The sequence below is a fragment of the Arthrobacter globiformis genome (genome assembly GCF_030815865.1).
Taxonomy (GTDB): domain Bacteria; phylum Actinomycetota; class Actinomycetes; order Actinomycetales; family Micrococcaceae; genus Arthrobacter; species Arthrobacter globiformis_B.
Genome location: NZ_JAUSXI010000001.1, coordinates 873625 through 888888, shown reverse-complemented (window position 1 = coordinate 888888; position 15264 = coordinate 873625). Strand labels below are relative to the sequence as shown.

Here is a 15264-nt window from a genome sequence, read left to right as displayed (position 1 = left end):
CCGGGCGCTTCTAAGGCAGCAGCAGGATCTTCCCGCGGCCGTGGCCGCCGCGGCTGATTTCCAGCGCGTCGGCGGCCTCAATCAGCGGCATCCGGTGCGCGATCGTGAAGGTGATCTGGCCCTCGGCGGCGAGCGTCCCCACTTCCGCCACCCGGCCTTCCAGCTGCTGTACGGCCGCGAGCCCGGCTGCTGATGACTGCTCGCTGGGAACGGTGGTCACCGCCCGGCCGGTGCCCTGGAGCAGCTCGGCTGTTGCTGCCAGCGAATCCTCGCTCCCCACGGTGTCCAGGACTGCCGTGACTGTGCCGGCATCGTCGGCCAGGGAGCGCACCCGTTCGGCCAGGCCGCGGCCGTACGTCACGGGTTCGGCGCCCAGTTCGCTGAGATACTCCTGGTTGGCCTCGGACGCCGTGCCGATCACGCGTGCGCCGAAGGCCTGCGCAATCTGGACCGCGGCCGAGCCAACCCCGCCCGCGGCTCCATGGATCAGCACCGTGTCCCCGGCTCCCACCATGAGCTGCTTCAGGGCCGAATACGCTGTGCCCCCTGCCACCGGAATGCACGCAGCCTGCTCGAAGTCCACGCCCGCCGGCAGGGGGGTCAGCTGGTCGGACGGCACCACGGCCTCTGTCCGGTAGCCACCCATAACTCTGTTCCAGATGACCTCGTCACCCACCGCGAACCCCTCAAAAGCGGGCCCGACGGCGGTCACGACGCCGGCCGCTTCGCTGCCGGGCACCGCCGGAAAGTCCAGGGGCACCCACTTTTTCAGGTAGCCAGCCACGAGTTTCCAGTCCGCGGGGTTGACGCTGACCGCCCGGAATTCCACCCGGACCAGGCCGTCACCCGGCTCGGCCAGCTGCTCCGTACCCACCTTCAGGACCTGGGGGCCGCCGTATTCGTCGAAGTAGACCCTGGTGCTCATGGCTCCGGCTCCTTTGCTGCAGTCCCGCGCCCGTAGTGCAAGGGTAGGCACGGCACTGCAGGCATCACAAGGAAACGTCCGGGGCTTCCAGTCAGCGCCGGACTTCCACCTCACCCACCATGCCCATGTAGTCGTGCAGGGCGCAGATGTAGTCGAACTCTCCCACCTTATTGAACGTCACGGTGAATTTGTCCCCTGGCTCCATCAGGCCGGAGCTGAGGTTCCCGCCCTTAAAGTCCTTGGGATTGCCCACGGGCGCAAACACATTGGCTGGCTCCTGCCCGAACGTCACGGTGTGCGGTGCACCCATTCCGCTGTTCACAAACGTCACAGTCTCGCCAAGGTGGACCACTATCTCGTGATGGACGAACCGCATCAGCATGGCAGTTTCGTTGTCCGTTCCGGCGATCACCTTGTGGTTACTGGCCTGCTTGCGGGCAGCCTCCCATTGCTTCTCGCCATCCCGCACGATCTTCCGTTCCTGCTTCTTGCCCTGGCGGTCGTACTGTGACTGGCTGAAGGGGTAGTCGGTTCCGGCGGCCCGGACATGGACAGTACCCTTCATCGCCACGCCATGAACGACGCAGTAGTAGGTGAAATTGCCAGTGTGCGTGAACTTCAGCGTGTAATGCTCGACCGCTTTGAAGCCGGTGTTGGAGACGTTGGCCATGATTCCGGAGTTGTAGTATGAGTGGCCGTCATAGCCTGTGCCACCCTGTCGGCCCAGCTGCTTCGGGTCAAAGGGGTTGAAGGGCTTGAGCGACTGGCCTTTCGCCAGGAAAGTCACGGTGTGGATTTCGGCGGAGTTTGCTACCCACTTGATGTTGTCTCCGGCGTTGACATAGATGTTCGACGGAAGGAAGGACATGCCCTGGATGGCCTGGTCTGAGGACTCTGAGCCGACCTGGACAGTCCAGGTCTTCGGTGAGTCCTCGTCGCCGGCATATGCGGCGCTGCTGAGGGAGAGCGGCAAAAGCATGGCCGCCAAAGAGGCGAGGAGAAGGCGCAGCAGGTGCGGCCTTTGGTGGTTTGCTGGTTTGAGAGTCATGCGACTCATTCCTTTTACGCTGGGCGTTGGCGGCCGCTGTGCGGCCAGCCGGGAAGGTGCCGACCCGCGGATTGCGGCGCCGGACCGATGCCAGAGCGGTACGGGCCAGCGGGGCCCTTCTGCTTTCCTTGTCGCCCAGCCCAGCGCAGGAAAGAGGCCCCGGAACCGGACCCGCCACCGGACTAGGCGACAACACGGGACTTTCCGGTTCTCGAAGGGACAAGTTGTGGTTCTGTTGAGCCGTCAGAGCCTGATTCGTGACCGATGTGCGGCCGAAGCCGACCGGCCCGAGACTACCGATACAGTCCCAATGGTGCTCCGCGTCAATGTGTTTGTCGAGGAGAGTTTTCAGTTGGCGCTCCGCCTCTGGAGCCGGGCGGTAAGCCGGTGGGCCTCCTCCAGCAGGAGCCGCCCCAGCAGCTCGCGCCGGTCTCCACGGAACCGGGGTTCGATGCCGGTCAGGGACAGCGCCCATGATGGCCGGCCGGCCTGGTCGAAGACCGCCGCACCCATTCCCCAGCTGCCCTCGAGGACAAGTCCGGGGTTCACGGAGTAACCGCGGCGGCGGGTCTGGCGCAGGTTGTCCCGGACCACGTCCTCCGGGTGGCCCTGCCCGTACTTGCCTGCATGGGCAGCCCAGTCCGCCAGGATCTGCTCCTGCTCTGCCTCAGGGAGGAACGCCATAATCGCCGTTCCGGCCGACGCCACGCCCAGCGGAAACCGGACACCCTCGTGAAGCACGAAGGAGCGGACGGGGAAGCTGCCCTCCTCGCGCAGCAGGCACACAGTCTCGGCGCCACGCCTGATCGAGAAGAAGGCGCTCTCACCGGTCTCCTCCGCAAGCCGGCGCAGGCTGGGCCTCGCCAGGTCCTCCAGCGGAAACCGCGCGGCAGCAACCGAGCCCATCAGCAGGGCCTCGGGGCCGAGCATCCAGTTCCCGCTCAGGGGGTCGTGGTCGAGGAGGCCCTCGGCCGCGAGTGACGTGAGCAGGCGGTGCACGGTTGGACGGGTCAGCCCCGAGTCCCGCACCAGCTCCACGAGCGGGCTTCCTTCCGGCTTGCGTCCCACGATGCGCAGGAGGCCCGCGATGCGGCTGACGACCTGTGCGCCTTGGACCGGTGCCTGATTCACGACTTCTCCCTAATAATCCATATTGTGGACACTCTCCAGCCTATCGTCCACAGTGTAAAAGCGCGACCTTAGGGAGACCTTCAGACCTTGACACTGCCATAAGGGCCCGCCTACGCTCCACAGTCAGAACCAGCGTCCATAAAGTGGACTGCGGCACAGCTCAACGAGGAGATGCGATGTCCAAACTGAAATCCGGTGCTGCAGAGGCCCTGCACGATGTGCTGCGGGACGGGCTCACCCTGGCCGTGGGCGGGTTTGGGCTCAGCGGCATTCCGGCGGACCTGATCGATGCGGTGCGCGAGTCCGGTGTGAAGGATCTGACCGTGGTGTCGAACAATATGGGCGTGGACGGCAAGGGCCTGGGGATCCTAATCGAGGCTGGGCAGGTCCGCAAGGTGATCGCGTCCTACGTCGGTGAGAACAGGCTGTTCGCGGAGCAGTACCTCGCCGGGGTCCTGGAGGTGGAGTTCACGCCGCAGGGCACCCTGGCGGAACGGCTGCGCGCCGGCGGCGCCGGGATCCCGGCCTTCTACACCAAAACCGGGGTGGGCACCCTGGTGGCCAAGGGCAAACCGCACGAGGTGTTCGACGGCGAAACGTACGTCCAGGAGCGCGCCATCCTCGCCGACGTCGCACTGGTGCACGCCCACACCGCCGACACGGACGGCAACCTCGTCTACCGGCACGCCGCACGGAACTTCAACCCGGTGGTCGCCACCGCGGGCGCCGTGACCGTCGCCGAGGCGGAGGTCATCGTCGAACCCGGCTCGCTGGACCCAAACCACATCGTCACGCCCGGCGTCTACGTCCAGCACCTGGTCCGGGCCGGCAACAGGGTCAAGGACATCGAACAGCGCACCGTCCGCCCCCGCGCTGACCGGATCAGCCCCGAACTCGTCACCAACTAACAAGGAGATTCCCGTGGCCTGGACCCGGAACGAGATGGCCGCGATTGCGGCCGAGGAACTGAACGACGGCGACTACGTCAACCTGGGCATCGGCATCCCGACGCTGGTGGCCAACAACCTGCCCGACGGCGTCCGCGTCGTGTTGCAGAGCGAGAACGGGCTGCTCGGCATGGGCCCGTTTCCCTACGAGGGCGAGGAGGACGCCGACCTCATCAACGCCGGCAAACAGACCGTCACCATCCTGCCCGGCGGCAGCATCTTTGACTCCGCCACCTCCTTCAGCATGATCCGCGGCGGACATGTCAAGGTCGCCATCCTCGGGGCGATGCAGGTCTCCGGCAACGGTGACCTCGCCAACTGGACCATCCCCGGCAAGATGGTCAAGGGCATGGGCGGGGCCATGGACCTGGTGGCCGGGACACCGCGCGTGGTGGTCCTCACCGAACACAATGCCAAAGACGGCAGCCCCAAAATTGTCACCGACTGCACCCTGCCCCTGACCGGCGTGAGCGTCGTGGACCGCATCATCAGCGACCTGGCGGTCTTCGACCTCCAAAAAAACGACGACGGCGGCCGGCAGCTCACCCTCACCCGCCTCGCCCCCGGCGTCACGGAGGAAGAAATCCGTGAGAGAACCGGCGCCGAATTCCTGGTGGCACTCGAGCGGGGAGTCAGCTCCGCGACCGGATAAGCCGGGCGATCTCCGCAAAGCCCAGACGCTCGGCGTTCTCCGCAGCCGTCCTGCCCTGCGGGTCGCGGATGTTGGGGTCCGCCCCGGCGTCCAGCAGTTGCTGCACCACGTCCTGCTGCCTCGGACCTCCGTTGTTCAGGAGGATGGCTTCCTGCATCGCGGTCCAGCCGAGCTTGTTGACGTGATTGACGGGGACGCCGGCGGCGATCAGGATCCGGACGGTCTCCACGTGCCCGTGCTCGCTGGCCGGGATCAGGGCGGTGCCGCCGAAACGGTTGGTGCTCCTGACGTCCGCACCGTGGGCCAGGGTCAGCCGCAGAATATCGTTGAAGCCCTCGGCGCCCGCGTACAGGAAGGCTGAATCCTGGATCGAGTCCTTGGCGTTTACGTTCCCGCCTTCCCGGATCAGCTGGGCTGCGAGCGCCAAGTCGTTGGCTTTCGCGGCCAGGACCAGCCGCTGGTCCAGCTTCTGCTGCTCAGGCGGGGACAGGGAGGGACGTGGGGCGGCGAGAGCGGACGACGGCGGACGCGCAGTGCCGCTCGATCCGGAACCGCCCGCCGCCGTCGGGCCTTTCGAGCTGGCCTCCGTCGTCGGGCTTCCCTGGGCTGAACCGCCGGGGCTTGAACTGGCTGGGGCCGGGCCACCGGGGCTTGAACTTAATGGGGCCGGGCCCTCGGCCGAGGGGGCGCCGGAGCACCCCGCCAGAAGGGACCCCACCAGTACTGCCAGGCCCGCGAGCGGAAGAGCGCCGGCCGGCCGGCCGCCGTCGCGCCTGCCTCTGGCCTTGCGCCTTTCCCTGCGCCCGCCGTCGTGCCCGTCTCCAACCACAGTGCGGAACCTACTTGGCGGCGATCACGGCGGCGCCAGCCTCGGCGCAGGCTTCGTCCAGCTTTCCGTCAGGGGCGCCACCGACGCCGATGCCCGCCACGGAGACGCCGTTCACCTTCAACGGGACACCGCCCGGGAGGAACAGAGTGCCCGGAAGGTCCGCGATGCTCGGCCCGTTGCCGGAGATGCGCTTGGCAAGTTCGCTGGTGGGGCTGCCGAACGCCGCGGCCGTGTACGCCTTGCGCTTGGCCGACTCGATGGTGTGCTCGGCGGCATTGTCGCCACGCAGGAGAGCCTGGACGGTACCGAACCGGTCCACGAGCGCCACCGTGACGAACGGCAGCTTGTCTGCCTGGCACTTGGCGAGGGCAGTGCCCACGGCCTTCGCCGAGGCGCCAACGGTGATCCGATTCTGGGCGACGACGTTGTCCGCACCCGGCTGCACATCCGCGGCGGGCACAGCCGCCGCGGGCTGGACAGAGGCCGCTGCGGGCTGGACAGAGGCCGCCGCTGGCTGGACCGAAGCAGCTGTGGGGGAAGACCCTGATCCCGCATTAGTGACGGCGGTGGCACCGGCGGTTATGGCGAGCGTTCCGGCCGCCGCGGCGGAAAAAATCTTCTGGGACTTCTTCACGATGGTTCTCCTTCGATAAGCAGGCGCAGCCCATGTTTGCGGGCGCAGCCAAACGGCTGCATTTCCATGGTGAACCTGTGCCGCCGCGGGCGCATCAGGCCAACAGGTGGGACCGGCTGGTACTTCTGGCTTGCGGTATCAGCCAAAAGGCTGAGAGACCAGCAACGGTGCGGGCAATAGCATGGTTCGTAGCAAACCTCCCACCGGAACCGGACCCGCCATGCCCTCCACCGCCCCCACCGCACCGGAACTACTTCCCGCACGCACTGGCCATATTCCAGGCAGCCGGCTGGGACGGATCGACGCCGCGGTCCATCTGGGATTCGCCGTACTCATCGTGGCTTCGGTGGTGCGCTACATGATGCGGCACAGCGCCCAGGACAACCTGCTTGTCCTCGCGCTGGCGGCCGCCGCCTGCGCCCTGTACGGCGTCATCGCTGTGCTCGCCCAGCGCCGGCGCCCCTGGGCAGTGTGGATGTTCGTCCTGGTCGCCGTCTGGGCCGTCCTGGTGGTGTCCGCACCAAGCTTCGCCTGGTGCTCGTTTGCGCTGTTCTTCCTCTGCCGCATCGCCTTCACCGGGGCGGTCGCCTATGCAGCGGCGGGGGCGACGGCGGCAGCCACCGCCGCGGGTTTGTTCCGGCTCAGCGACGGCACTGATCTGGCGATGCTCCTGGGACCGCTCGCCGTCGGCGTCCTGATGACTCTGATTTATGACCGCATCGAGCACGACGCCGCCGAGCAGCGGCGCCTGCACCGTGAAGTATCGCTCGCCCAGCGGCAACTGGCGGCCAGCGAGCGCCGGGCGGGCACCATCGCGGAGCGTGAGCGCGTCTCCCGGGAGATCCACGACACCGTGACCCAGGGCCTCGCCAGCAGCCTGCTCCTGCTCGAGGCCGTGAACCGTGCCTGGCCGGAGCCGGCGTCCCGGCAGGATCTTCGGCAGGCCAGCGAATTGCTGCGCCTGAACCTCTCCGACACCCGCAGCCTGGTCCACGAACTGGCGTCCCCCGGCCTCGACGCCTCGCCGCTGCCGGACGCCCTGCTGCAGGCCGCCTCGCAGTACGTGCCGGACGCCAGGCTGCTGGTCACCGGCGAACCCCGGGAAGTGGCCGGGGAGGTCCGCCATGCCCTCCTCAGGGTGGTGCAGAGCGCCACCGCGAACATCAAGCTGCACGCCTCCGCGGAGACCGCCACCATCACCCTCGGCTTCCTGCCGGATGCGGTCACGCTGGACATTTACGACGACGGCACGGGCTTCGATCCGGCGGCGGTAGCACCGCCGTCGGACGCCGGTGGATACGGACTGCGGGCCATGCGGCAGCGGGTGGAGCAGCTGGGCGGCGCCTTCTCGGTGGAAAGCGCCCCGGGCGAGGGAACAGTTGTGGCGGCGCAGCTGCCGCTAAAGGGGGAAGAATGAGCTCCATCACCGTGCTCCTCGTCGACGACCACCTCGTGGTCCGCAGCGGATTGAAGGCCCTGCTGGGAACACAGCCGGACATCGAGGTGGTGGCGGAGGCCTCCTCGGGCGAGGAAGCCCTGGCAGCAGTGGAAGGGCACGCCCCCGACGTCGTGGTGATGGACCTGGCCATGGGCCCGGGCATGGACGGGATCGAGGCGATCAGGAAGCTCCGCGAACGCAACCGCAGGCAGGCCGTGCTGGTCTTTACCACCTATGATTCCGACGCCGACATTGTCCGGGCCGTAGATGCCGGGGCCATGGGCTACCTCCTCAAGGACGCCGCACCCGAGGAGATCTTCGCCGCCGTCCGGGGCGCCGTCCAAGGCAAGAGTGTCATGAGCCCGCCGGTGGCCTCCCGCCTGTTCCAGCAGCTGCGCAACCCCGACGAGGTGCTTACACCGCGGGAAGCCGAGCTGCTGAGCCTCCTCACCGAGGGGCTCAGCAACAGGGAACTGGGCCAGCGGCTGTTCATTTCGGAGGCCACCGTCAAGACCCACCTTGCCCACATCTACGCCAAGCTCGGCGTGGAAACCAGGGCCGCGGCCATCGCCACCGCCATCCGCCGCGAGGGGATGCGCTAGCAGCTGCCGGCCCCTGCACCACGGCCCGGTAGTGCACTGGAGCGGGGCTAGACTCGATCACGTCCAGCCCCGCCCTTCCGAGAGGAGCAACCATGCGCGCCACCATCATCCACGGACCCGGAGACATCAGGGTGGAGGACCGCGACTACCCTGCCGTCCAGCTCCCCACGGACGCCGTGGTCCGGGTGACGGCCGCCTGCGTCTGCGGCTCGGACCTCTGGCCGTACCGCGGTGTGAAGCCCGTCCGCCACCCCACCGCCATCGGCCACGAATTCGTCGGCGTCGTGGAAAGCACGGGTACAGACGTGTCCACGCTCCAAGCGGGCGACTTTGTGATCGCCCCCTTCGTGGTCAGCTGCGGGCAGTGCCCGCAGTGCCTGAACGGCGTGACTGTGGCCTGCGACCACCTCGCCGGCTGGGGCGGAAAGGACGACGCCGGATTCGCTGTCGACGGCGGCCAGGGCCAGGCCGTGCGCGTCCCCCTCGCCGAATCGACGCTCGTCAAGGTGCCGGATGTCAGCGACCCGGATGCAAAGCTACGCAACAGCCTGCTGACCCTCTCGGACGTCATGGCCACCGGCCACCACGCCGCGGTCAGCGCCCAGGTGGGCCCCGGCCGGACCGTCGTGGTGGTCGGCGACGGCGCTGTGGGGCTTTGCGGCGTCCTGGCGGCAAAGCGCCTCGGCGCCCAGCGGATCATCGCGATGTCCCGCCACGCCGACCGGCAAGCCATCGCCCGCGAGTTCGGGGCCACGGACATAGTGGAGGAGCGAGGGGACGACGGCGTCTCCAAGGTCCGCGAACTGCTCGGCGGTGTTCTGGCCGACTCTGTGCTCGAGTGTGTGGGAACCAAGGAGTCCATGGAGCAGGCACTGCACTCCGTCCGGCCCGGCGGCGCCCTGGGCTTCGTCGGCGTCCCCACCGGCGGCGCCGAGATCCCGCTGCGCTACCTGTTCGACAGGAACATCACCGTGGCCGGCGGCATGGCTCCGGCACGGACCTACATTCCCGAACTGCTCAAGGACGTGCTGTCCGGCGCCATCAATCCAGGCCGGGTGTTCGACGTTGAGATGCCCCTGGAGGAGGCACCCGAAGCCTATAAGGCGATGGACGAGCGGCGCGCCATCAAGGTGCTGCTCACGCCATAAAACGGTTGCGCGGACCCGGCGCCGGGTCTACCGTGATCGGCATCAGTCACCACCGCCGTCAAGGAGCCGTCATGGCCGGGTTTGTGCAGATCATTGAATTCCAGACCTCACGCATCGAGGAAGTCGAAGCGCTGGGCCGTCCGTCGAGAACCGAGGGAACCACCACACCGACGTTTCGCCGCATCACCGCCACTGCGGACCGCGACCGTCCCGGGACATACTTCACCATCGTGGAATTCGACTCGTACGAGTCGGCGATGGAGAATTCCAACCGGCCTGAAACGTCCGACTTCGCCGCGCAGATGGCAGCACTGTGTGACGGACCCCCGGTTTTCCGCAATCTCGACGTGCAGTGGGAGGACACCGGCCAGGAGCCGGGCAGCACAACCTAGACCGCGAAACAGCCTCTCCGAGTGACGTTCGTGGACGGAATCTCCCGTTACAGGTGGGACTCCTGATGACGGCAACTATTGCACGCCCGGCGGATGGCCCATAGGTTGGAGTCAGCGGAGAACAATTTCCGCGTCTGCCTGCTGTCGGAGCAGGACCAGAAAAAGGGTTACAAAGGAAGTAGCAATGGCAACAGGCACAGTTAAATGGTTCAACGCCGAAAAGGGCTTCGGCTTCATCGCTCCGGATGATGGATCAGCAGATGTATTCGCACACTACTCAGCAATTGCCAGCAGCGGTTACCGCTCCCTGGATGAAAACCAGAAGGTCGAGTTCGAGGTGACCCAGGGCCCCAAGGGTCCGCAGGCAGAGAACATTCGCCCGCTGTAACGGCATTCCAATGACTCCCCTGTCCGTGCCTAGCACGCACAGGGGAGTTTTTGGTTTTTCAGCCCGCCATATTTGCACCGCTTTCCAAGCCTGAGGAGCCCGGGCGGCGAGCCGTTCCAAGGAGCAGGTGTCCGGCGGGGCCGCAAAGTGGTGCAGAAATGCCCCCTGACTTCGCCGTGCTGCCCGGTAGAGTGCCGCCATGGATGAAAAAGCGACCCTGCACCATTACCTCCGGACACGGCGCGCCCAGCTCCTCGCCAAGCTCGACGGCCTGGGTGAGTACGACATGCGCCGGCCGATGACGCCCACCGGCACCAATCTTCTGGGCCTGGTCAAGCACGTGGCCAGCGTGGAACTGGATTATTTCGGCGAGGTGTTCGGCCGGCCCAGTGGCCGGGTGCTGCCCTGGTTCGCCGACGGGGCCGAACCGGACGCGGACATGTGGGCCACCCCGGAGCAGACGCGTGCCGAAATTGTCGAGCTACACCACTTCTCGGCGGCGCACACCGATGCCACCATCGAAGCGCTGCCCCTGGACGCTCCGGGCGTCGTGCCCTGGTGGCGGGAAGAACGCAGGCACGTGACCCTGCACCAGATGCTGGTGCACATGTGTGCCGAGACGGCGCAGCACCTGGGACACGCGGACATCATCCGTGAACTCATCGACGGCTCCGCCGGGCAGGGCCCCAACGACCCCAACCTCCCTCAGCGGGGCTCCGCGGAGCAGGCCGCCTACGTGGAGCAACTGGAGGCCGCAGCGCGGAAGGCTGCCGCGCTGGCCGGGTAGAACACCCTAGACGAAGGCCGATTTCCCTGTCACGGCCCGGGCCACAATCAGGGAATTGATCTCGTAGCTGCCCTCGTAGGTGTAAAGGATCTCGGCGTCACCGAAGAGTTTTCCCATCTCGTAGTCGCTGCTGATGCCGTTGCCGCCCAGCAGCGACCGGCCCAAGGCCACGGAGGCGCGGGCCAGCCGGGTAGTGGTGGCCTTGGCCATCGCCGCCTGGGCCATCTCCAGCCTGCCCTCCTCCTGGATCCGGGCCAACTGTGCCATCAGGGCCAGTGAGGCCGATGCGTTGCCCAGGATCTCGGAGAGCTGCTGCTGGATGAGCTGGAAGCGTGCCAGCTCCTTGCCGAACTGGCGGCGCTGCAGCGAATAGGAGCGGGCAACGTCAAAGGCCGCGAGCTGAATTCCCGCAGCCTGCCATCCCACCCACGCCCGGGAATCCCTCAGCAGCCCGTTGGCCTTGGTGAAATCCGTGGCCCCGGGGAGAAGGTTGGCCTCCGGGATGCGGACGCCGTCCAGCTGAATATCTGCGTTCTGCATGATCCGCAACCCGATCTTGTTGCTGATCTTGGTCGCCGTGTAGCCGGGGCGGTCCGTTTCAACAATGAAGCCCTTGATCTGCTGGTCGGCCGCGTCCCGGGCCCACACAAGCGCAAAGTCGGCGATCGTTCCGGCTCCTATCCACCGCTTGGCCCCGTCGATGACCCACTCGCCGTCCTCAAGCCGGGCCGTGGTGGCCAGCCCGCCGGCAATGTCCGAACCGTGCTCCGGCTCGGTCAGCGCGAAGGCCCCCAACTGTGTGAAGGCCGTCAGTCCCGGCAGCCACCGCTGCTTCTGCTCGTCCGACCCCAGGGCGTCGATCATGCCGACGATCAGTTCATTGTGAATGCCCACCAGGGCTGACAGCGACACGTCGGCGCGGGCCACCTCAACATACATGAGGCCCTTGAAGAGCGTGGATGTCCCGTCCGTCTGCAGCCCGCCGAGTCCGTGCTTCCCCAGCTCTGCCAGAAGCCCGAACGGGAACTCTTCCCGGTTCCAGTATTCGATGGACTGGGCCCGGACCCTGGACTGCAGGAAGTCCCGGATTTCGAGATAGCGGGTCCGTTCAACCGGCGCAAGCAGGTCCGCAACATACATAAGATCCGCGTCGGCAAACGGCGGCGCCATAGTCCCCGTTTCCCCTGCTGCGGCTTTCCCCGTCATAGCCTCTGCGGGCTGTCCGTTGTCACGTCCTTGTGGCTGCACGGGCATAGGTCCCTTCGCTCTTCCAAACCGTTGGATGTCCTAGTATATTGCACAGTGATGTGGATCACTAGGACGTGAATCCCCAGGCGAAAGGTGCCCCATGACAGTCACCGACGACTTCCGTGCCGCACGCGACCAGCTGCTCGCTTTGCGCCAGGACTACCGCCAGGCGAGGGTCAGCTTCGAATGGCCGCGGCCCGCGGAGTTCAACTTCGCACTCGACTGGTTTGACGCCATCGCTGCCGATCCCGCCAGAGGCGCCAACCCGGCGCTGGTGATCGTGGAACAGGACGGCTCGGCCACCCGACGCAGCTTCGCCGAACTGTCGGCCCGGTCCAACCAGGTGGCCAACTGGCTCCGCATCCAGGGCGTGAAACGCGGTGACCGCATGATCATCATGCTGGGCAACCAGGTGGAACTGTGGGAACTCGTGCTGGCCGGCATCAAGCTTGGCATCGTGCTGATCCCCACCACCACACTCATGGGTCCCGCGGACCTGAAGGACCGGGTGGAGCGCGGGGAAGCGGGCTGGGCCGCCGTCGGCAGTTCAAACCTCGGCAAGTTTGCCGAGGTGCCCGGCAGCTACCGGCTTATCGAAATCCCCGACTCCGGAGGCACCAGTGCAAGCGTCGGCAGCGCAAGCGCCGGCGGCGGTGCCGGCACTGCGCAGGGGCTACAGTACGCAGAGTCCATGGCCTCCCCCAGCGACTTCACCCCCGACGCAACCACTCTGGCGGACGAAACCCTACTCCTCTACTTCACCTCGGGCACCACCTCCAAGGCCAAGCTCGTGGAACACACGCACACGTCCTACCCGGTGGGCCACCTGTCCACGATGTACTGGATAGGCCTGGAGCCGGGCGACGTGCACCTTAACGTGGCCTCTCCGGGCTGGGCAAAACACGCCTGGTCCAACCTGTTCGCCCCGTGGATTGCCGAAGCCTGCGTGTTCGTCTACAACTACGAGCGCTTCGATGCCAGGGCCCTGATGGAGCAGATGGACCGGGAGAAGGTCACCAGCTTCTGCGCTCCGCCGACTGTGTGGCGGATGCTCATCCAAGCCGACCTGAGCCTCCTCAAAAATCCGCCCACCAAGGTTGTTTCCGCCGGCGAGCCGCTCAATGCGGAGGTCATCGGCCAGGTCCAGCGCGCCTGGGGCCAGACCATCCGTGACGGCTTCGGCCAGACCGAGACCACAGTGCAGGTGGCCAACACACCCGCCCAGCCCGTCAAGATTGGCGCCATGGGCCAGCCCCTGCCGGGGTACGACGTGGTCCTCGTCGATCCGGCAACGGGAGAAGAAGCGGACGACGGCGAGCTGTGCCTGCGCCTGGATCCCCGCCCCGCCGGGCTGATGAAGTCGTACTACGGCGACCCGGGGAAGACGGCCGAGGCTTTCCGCGACGGCTACTACCACACGGGCGACATGGCCAGCCGGGACGAGCACGGCGTCATCACCTACGTGGGCCGGGACGACGACGTCTTCAAGTCCTCCGACTACCGGCTCTCCCCGTTCGAGTTGGAGAGCGTACTCATCGAGCACCCCGCGGTGGCGGAGGCCGCCGTCGTCCCCTCCCCCGATCCGCTGAAGCTGTCCGTGCCCAAGGCATTCGTGGTGCTGGCGCCCGGCCACGAACCGGGACCCGAGCTCGCCGAGGAGATCCTGCGCTACTGCCGCGACCACCTGGCGCCGTTCAAGCGCATCCGCCGGCTTGAGTTCGCCGAGCTGCCGAAAACCATTTCGGGAAAAATCCGCCGGGTCGAGCTGCGGCACAGCGAGGAGCTCCGCCACGCGGACGGCACCCGACACGGTGCGGCCAGTGTTCCCCCCGGCCTGGGCACGGAATACTCTGAAACGGATTTCCCGGGCCTGAAAAGCCAGGGCTGAGCCGTGAGCCCTCCGCTGCCCCGTGACCCGATTGCCGATGCACAGCGCAACTGGGAGAGCCACGGCTGGAGTGACGTTGCTGCCCCGATGGCTGCCATCACGGCAATCATGCGCACCCAGCAGATCCTGCTGGCCCGCATCGAGGGGGCCCTGAAGCCGTTCGGACTGACCTTCGCCCGCTACGAACTGCTGGCGCTGCTCAGCTTCGCCAGGAGCGGCGCACTGCCCATGAACAAGGCGAGCGCCCTGCTGCAGGTCCACCCCACCTCGGTGACCAACGCCGTTGACCGCCTCCAGACAGCAGGACTGGTGGTCCGCTCACCGCATCCCACGGACGGGCGCACCACGCTGATCGAGCTCACGGCTGAGGGCCGCACGCTGGCAAAAAGAGCGACGGCAGTGCTCAACGCCGAGGTTTTCGGCCAGTCCGGTTTCGGCGATGAGGACGTGAACCAGCTCATCCGGATCCTGGGCGACTTCCGCCGTGGCGCCGGGGACTTTACGGACTGACGGACTTTACGGACTTACCGGCTCCACGGACTGACCGGCTTCACCGACTGGCCGGCCGTCCGGGCCCCGCTGGAGCTCCTGGACGAACGTGTCAAGCAATGCCGCCTGCTGCGGGCTGTTGGCCAGCTGCACCAGGTCGGCAGCCGTGCTGGCCACCTTGATGTTGGTGTCCTGGCTGTATTTGGCCAGCAGGTCGAAAGCGGCCTCGGAACCAATCCGCAGGATGCCCATCAGGATGCCCTTCGCCTGTTCTATGGTGCTTCGCGTGCCAAGGGCACCTTTAACCGCCTCCCGTGCCGCCGTTTCCGTTTCCCAGTGCAGCGTGCTGGTCAAGTCAACAATGAACCCCTCAACAGCAATAAGCCTGCCGTCCTCCGTGAGCGCCTCGCCGGCAGTTAGGACACGGTGTTCCCGCATGCGGGCATCAAGGATGCGGTGGTAGCTGCAGAAAAATCCGCCCGCTTCACAGGCCGCCATGAAGGTGTCATGGCAGCGGTCCCTGTCGTCCGGATGCTTGTGGGCGTAGAGAAGCTCCACGGTGGGCACGATCTCGCCGCGGTGGTAACCGTGGAGCGTGTACAGCTCATCGGACCATTCAAGCCGCCCCGACATGGCGTCGTAATGGAACGTGCCGGCAACACAATCTGCCGGCCCGAGAGCGCTCGAGTACGCCCGCACCGTTTTCGGAAGGCTCATC

17 protein-coding genes are annotated in these 15264 nt (G+C 66.5%); 10 read left to right on the top strand and 7 right to left on the bottom strand.

What is annotated here, in order from left to right:
- Window positions 1-10: 10 nt before the first annotated feature.
- The 3 genes from QFZ33_RS04155 to QFZ33_RS04145 all read right to left on the bottom strand — a co-directional run bounded on the left by QFZ33_RS04155 (window position 11) and on the right by QFZ33_RS04145 (window position 3104).
- Entirely contained in the window at window positions 11-925 is a 915-nt protein-coding gene (locus tag QFZ33_RS04155; RefSeq protein ID WP_307025109.1) for an NADP-dependent oxidoreductase, read from the bottom strand.
- 91 nt (window positions 926-1016) lie between these two features.
- On the bottom strand, window positions 1017-1973 hold the full coding sequence (locus QFZ33_RS04150; RefSeq protein WP_307025107.1) for a plastocyanin/azurin family copper-binding protein: 957 nt from the start codon (window positions 1971-1973) through the stop codon (window positions 1017-1019).
- A gap of 348 nt (window positions 1974-2321) precedes the next feature.
- Window positions 2322-3104, bottom strand: a complete 783-nt coding sequence (locus QFZ33_RS04145) for an IclR family transcriptional regulator (RefSeq protein WP_307025105.1) — start codon at window positions 3102-3104, stop codon at window positions 2322-2324.
- Window positions 3105-3280: 176 nt separating this feature from the next.
- Between QFZ33_RS04145 and QFZ33_RS04140 the strand changes: the two genes are divergently transcribed.
- Both QFZ33_RS04140 and QFZ33_RS04135 read left to right on the top strand, forming a co-directional pair.
- Window positions 3281-4012: a CoA transferase subunit A gene (locus tag QFZ33_RS04140; RefSeq protein ID WP_307025104.1), complete on the top strand. Its 732-nt coding sequence runs from the start codon at window positions 3281-3283 to the stop codon at window positions 4010-4012.
- A 13-nt stretch (window positions 4013-4025) separates the two neighbouring features.
- The gene (locus QFZ33_RS04135) at window positions 4026-4703 is read left to right on the top strand and encodes a CoA transferase subunit B (RefSeq protein WP_307025102.1); all 678 of its coding nucleotides are present in this window, start codon (window positions 4026-4028) and stop codon (window positions 4701-4703) included.
- On the opposite strand, the gene QFZ33_RS04130 is transcribed toward QFZ33_RS04135, so the two are convergent.
- Entirely contained in the window at window positions 4684-5433 is a 750-nt protein-coding gene (locus QFZ33_RS04130; protein ID WP_373427329.1) for an ankyrin repeat domain-containing protein, read from the bottom strand. The genes QFZ33_RS04135 and QFZ33_RS04130 overlap by 20 nt on opposite strands.
- A 109-nt stretch (window positions 5434-5542) precedes the next feature.
- Window positions 5543-6166, bottom strand: a complete 624-nt coding sequence (locus QFZ33_RS04125; protein WP_307025098.1) for a GlcG/HbpS family heme-binding protein — start codon at window positions 6164-6166, stop codon at window positions 5543-5545.
- Window positions 6167-6386: 220 nt separating this feature from the next.
- Here QFZ33_RS04125 and QFZ33_RS04120 point away from each other — a divergent pair, with 220 nt between their 5' ends.
- The 6 genes from QFZ33_RS04120 to QFZ33_RS04095 all read left to right on the top strand — a co-directional run bounded on the left by QFZ33_RS04120 (window position 6387) and on the right by QFZ33_RS04095 (window position 10921).
- Window positions 6387-7583, top strand: a complete 1197-nt coding sequence (locus QFZ33_RS04120; protein ID WP_307025097.1) for a sensor histidine kinase — start codon at window positions 6387-6389, stop codon at window positions 7581-7583.
- A complete protein-coding gene (locus QFZ33_RS04115) occupies window positions 7580-8206 on the top strand; it encodes a response regulator (protein ID WP_307025095.1) in 627 nt (208 codons plus the stop codon). The genes QFZ33_RS04120 and QFZ33_RS04115 overlap by 4 nt, the downstream gene beginning before the upstream one ends.
- Window positions 8207-8298: 92 nt before the next feature.
- Window positions 8299-9354 (top strand): zinc-dependent alcohol dehydrogenase family protein, encoded by a 1056-nt coding sequence (locus tag QFZ33_RS04110; RefSeq protein WP_307025093.1) that lies wholly within the window; start codon window positions 8299-8301, stop codon window positions 9352-9354.
- Between the two features lie 71 nt (window positions 9355-9425).
- On the top strand, window positions 9426-9746 hold the full coding sequence (locus QFZ33_RS04105) for a putative quinol monooxygenase (protein WP_307025091.1): 321 nt from the start codon (window positions 9426-9428) through the stop codon (window positions 9744-9746).
- Between the two features lie 184 nt (window positions 9747-9930).
- Entirely contained in the window at window positions 9931-10134 is a 204-nt protein-coding gene (locus tag QFZ33_RS04100; protein ID WP_003799085.1) for a cold-shock protein, read from the top strand.
- Window positions 10135-10333: 199 nt separating this feature from the next.
- Window positions 10334-10921: a DinB family protein gene (locus tag QFZ33_RS04095; RefSeq protein ID WP_307025089.1), complete on the top strand. Its 588-nt coding sequence runs from the start codon at window positions 10334-10336 to the stop codon at window positions 10919-10921.
- A gap of 6 nt (window positions 10922-10927) precedes the next feature.
- On the opposite strand, the gene QFZ33_RS04090 is transcribed toward QFZ33_RS04095, so the two are convergent.
- A complete protein-coding gene (locus QFZ33_RS04090; protein ID WP_307025087.1) occupies window positions 10928-12091 on the bottom strand; it encodes an acyl-CoA dehydrogenase family protein in 1164 nt (387 codons plus the stop codon).
- 178 nt (window positions 12092-12269) lie between these two features.
- Between QFZ33_RS04090 and QFZ33_RS04085 the strand changes: the two genes are divergently transcribed.
- Window positions 12270-14057, top strand: coding sequence for an AMP-binding protein (locus QFZ33_RS04085; protein WP_307025085.1), 1788 nt, complete (start codon window positions 12270-12272; stop codon window positions 14055-14057).
- Window positions 14058-14060: 3 nt separating this feature from the next.
- Complete coding sequence (locus tag QFZ33_RS04080; RefSeq protein WP_307025083.1) at window positions 14061-14567, top strand: MarR family winged helix-turn-helix transcriptional regulator; 507 nt, start codon at window positions 14061-14063, stop codon at window positions 14565-14567.
- Window positions 14568-14573: 6 nt separating this feature from the next.
- Here QFZ33_RS04080 and QFZ33_RS04075 read toward each other — a convergent pair whose 3' ends face one another.
- Window positions 14574-15263, bottom strand: coding sequence for a PAS and ANTAR domain-containing protein (locus QFZ33_RS04075; protein WP_307025082.1), 690 nt, complete (start codon window positions 15261-15263; stop codon window positions 14574-14576).
- Between the last annotated feature and the right edge of the window lies 1 nt (window position 15264).

Excerpts from the sequence above, each read along its gene's own strand:
- QFZ33_RS04155 (WP_307025109.1), bottom strand. The coding sequence starts at position 925 with ATGAGCACCAGGGTCTACTTCGACGAATACGGCGGCCCCCAGGTCCTG.
- QFZ33_RS04150 (WP_307025107.1), bottom strand. The coding sequence starts at position 1,973 with ATGACTCTCAAACCAGCAAACCACCAAAGGCCGCACCTGCTGCGCCTT.
- QFZ33_RS04140 (WP_307025104.1), top strand. The coding sequence starts at position 3,281 with ATGTCCAAACTGAAATCCGGTGCTGCAGAGGCCCTGCACGATGTGCTG.
- QFZ33_RS04120 (WP_307025097.1), top strand. The coding sequence starts at position 6,387 with ATGCCCTCCACCGCCCCCACCGCACCGGAACTACTTCCCGCACGCACT.
- QFZ33_RS04115 (WP_307025095.1), top strand. The coding sequence starts at position 7,580 with ATGAGCTCCATCACCGTGCTCCTCGTCGACGACCACCTCGTGGTCCGC.
- QFZ33_RS04110 (WP_307025093.1), top strand. The coding sequence starts at position 8,299 with ATGCGCGCCACCATCATCCACGGACCCGGAGACATCAGGGTGGAGGAC.
- QFZ33_RS04105 (WP_307025091.1), top strand. The coding sequence starts at position 9,426 with ATGGCCGGGTTTGTGCAGATCATTGAATTCCAGACCTCACGCATCGAG.
- QFZ33_RS04100 (WP_003799085.1), top strand. The coding sequence starts at position 9,931 with ATGGCAACAGGCACAGTTAAATGGTTCAACGCCGAAAAGGGCTTCGGC.
- QFZ33_RS04095 (WP_307025089.1), top strand. The coding sequence starts at position 10,334 with ATGGATGAAAAAGCGACCCTGCACCATTACCTCCGGACACGGCGCGCC.
- QFZ33_RS04090 (WP_307025087.1), bottom strand. The coding sequence starts at position 12,091 with ATGGCGCCGCCGTTTGCCGACGCGGATCTTATGTATGTTGCGGACCTG.
- QFZ33_RS04085 (WP_307025085.1), top strand. The coding sequence starts at position 12,270 with ATGACAGTCACCGACGACTTCCGTGCCGCACGCGACCAGCTGCTCGCT.
- QFZ33_RS04075 (WP_307025082.1), bottom strand. The coding sequence starts at position 15,263 with ATGAGCCTTCCGAAAACGGTGCGGGCGTACTCGAGCGCTCTCGGGCCG.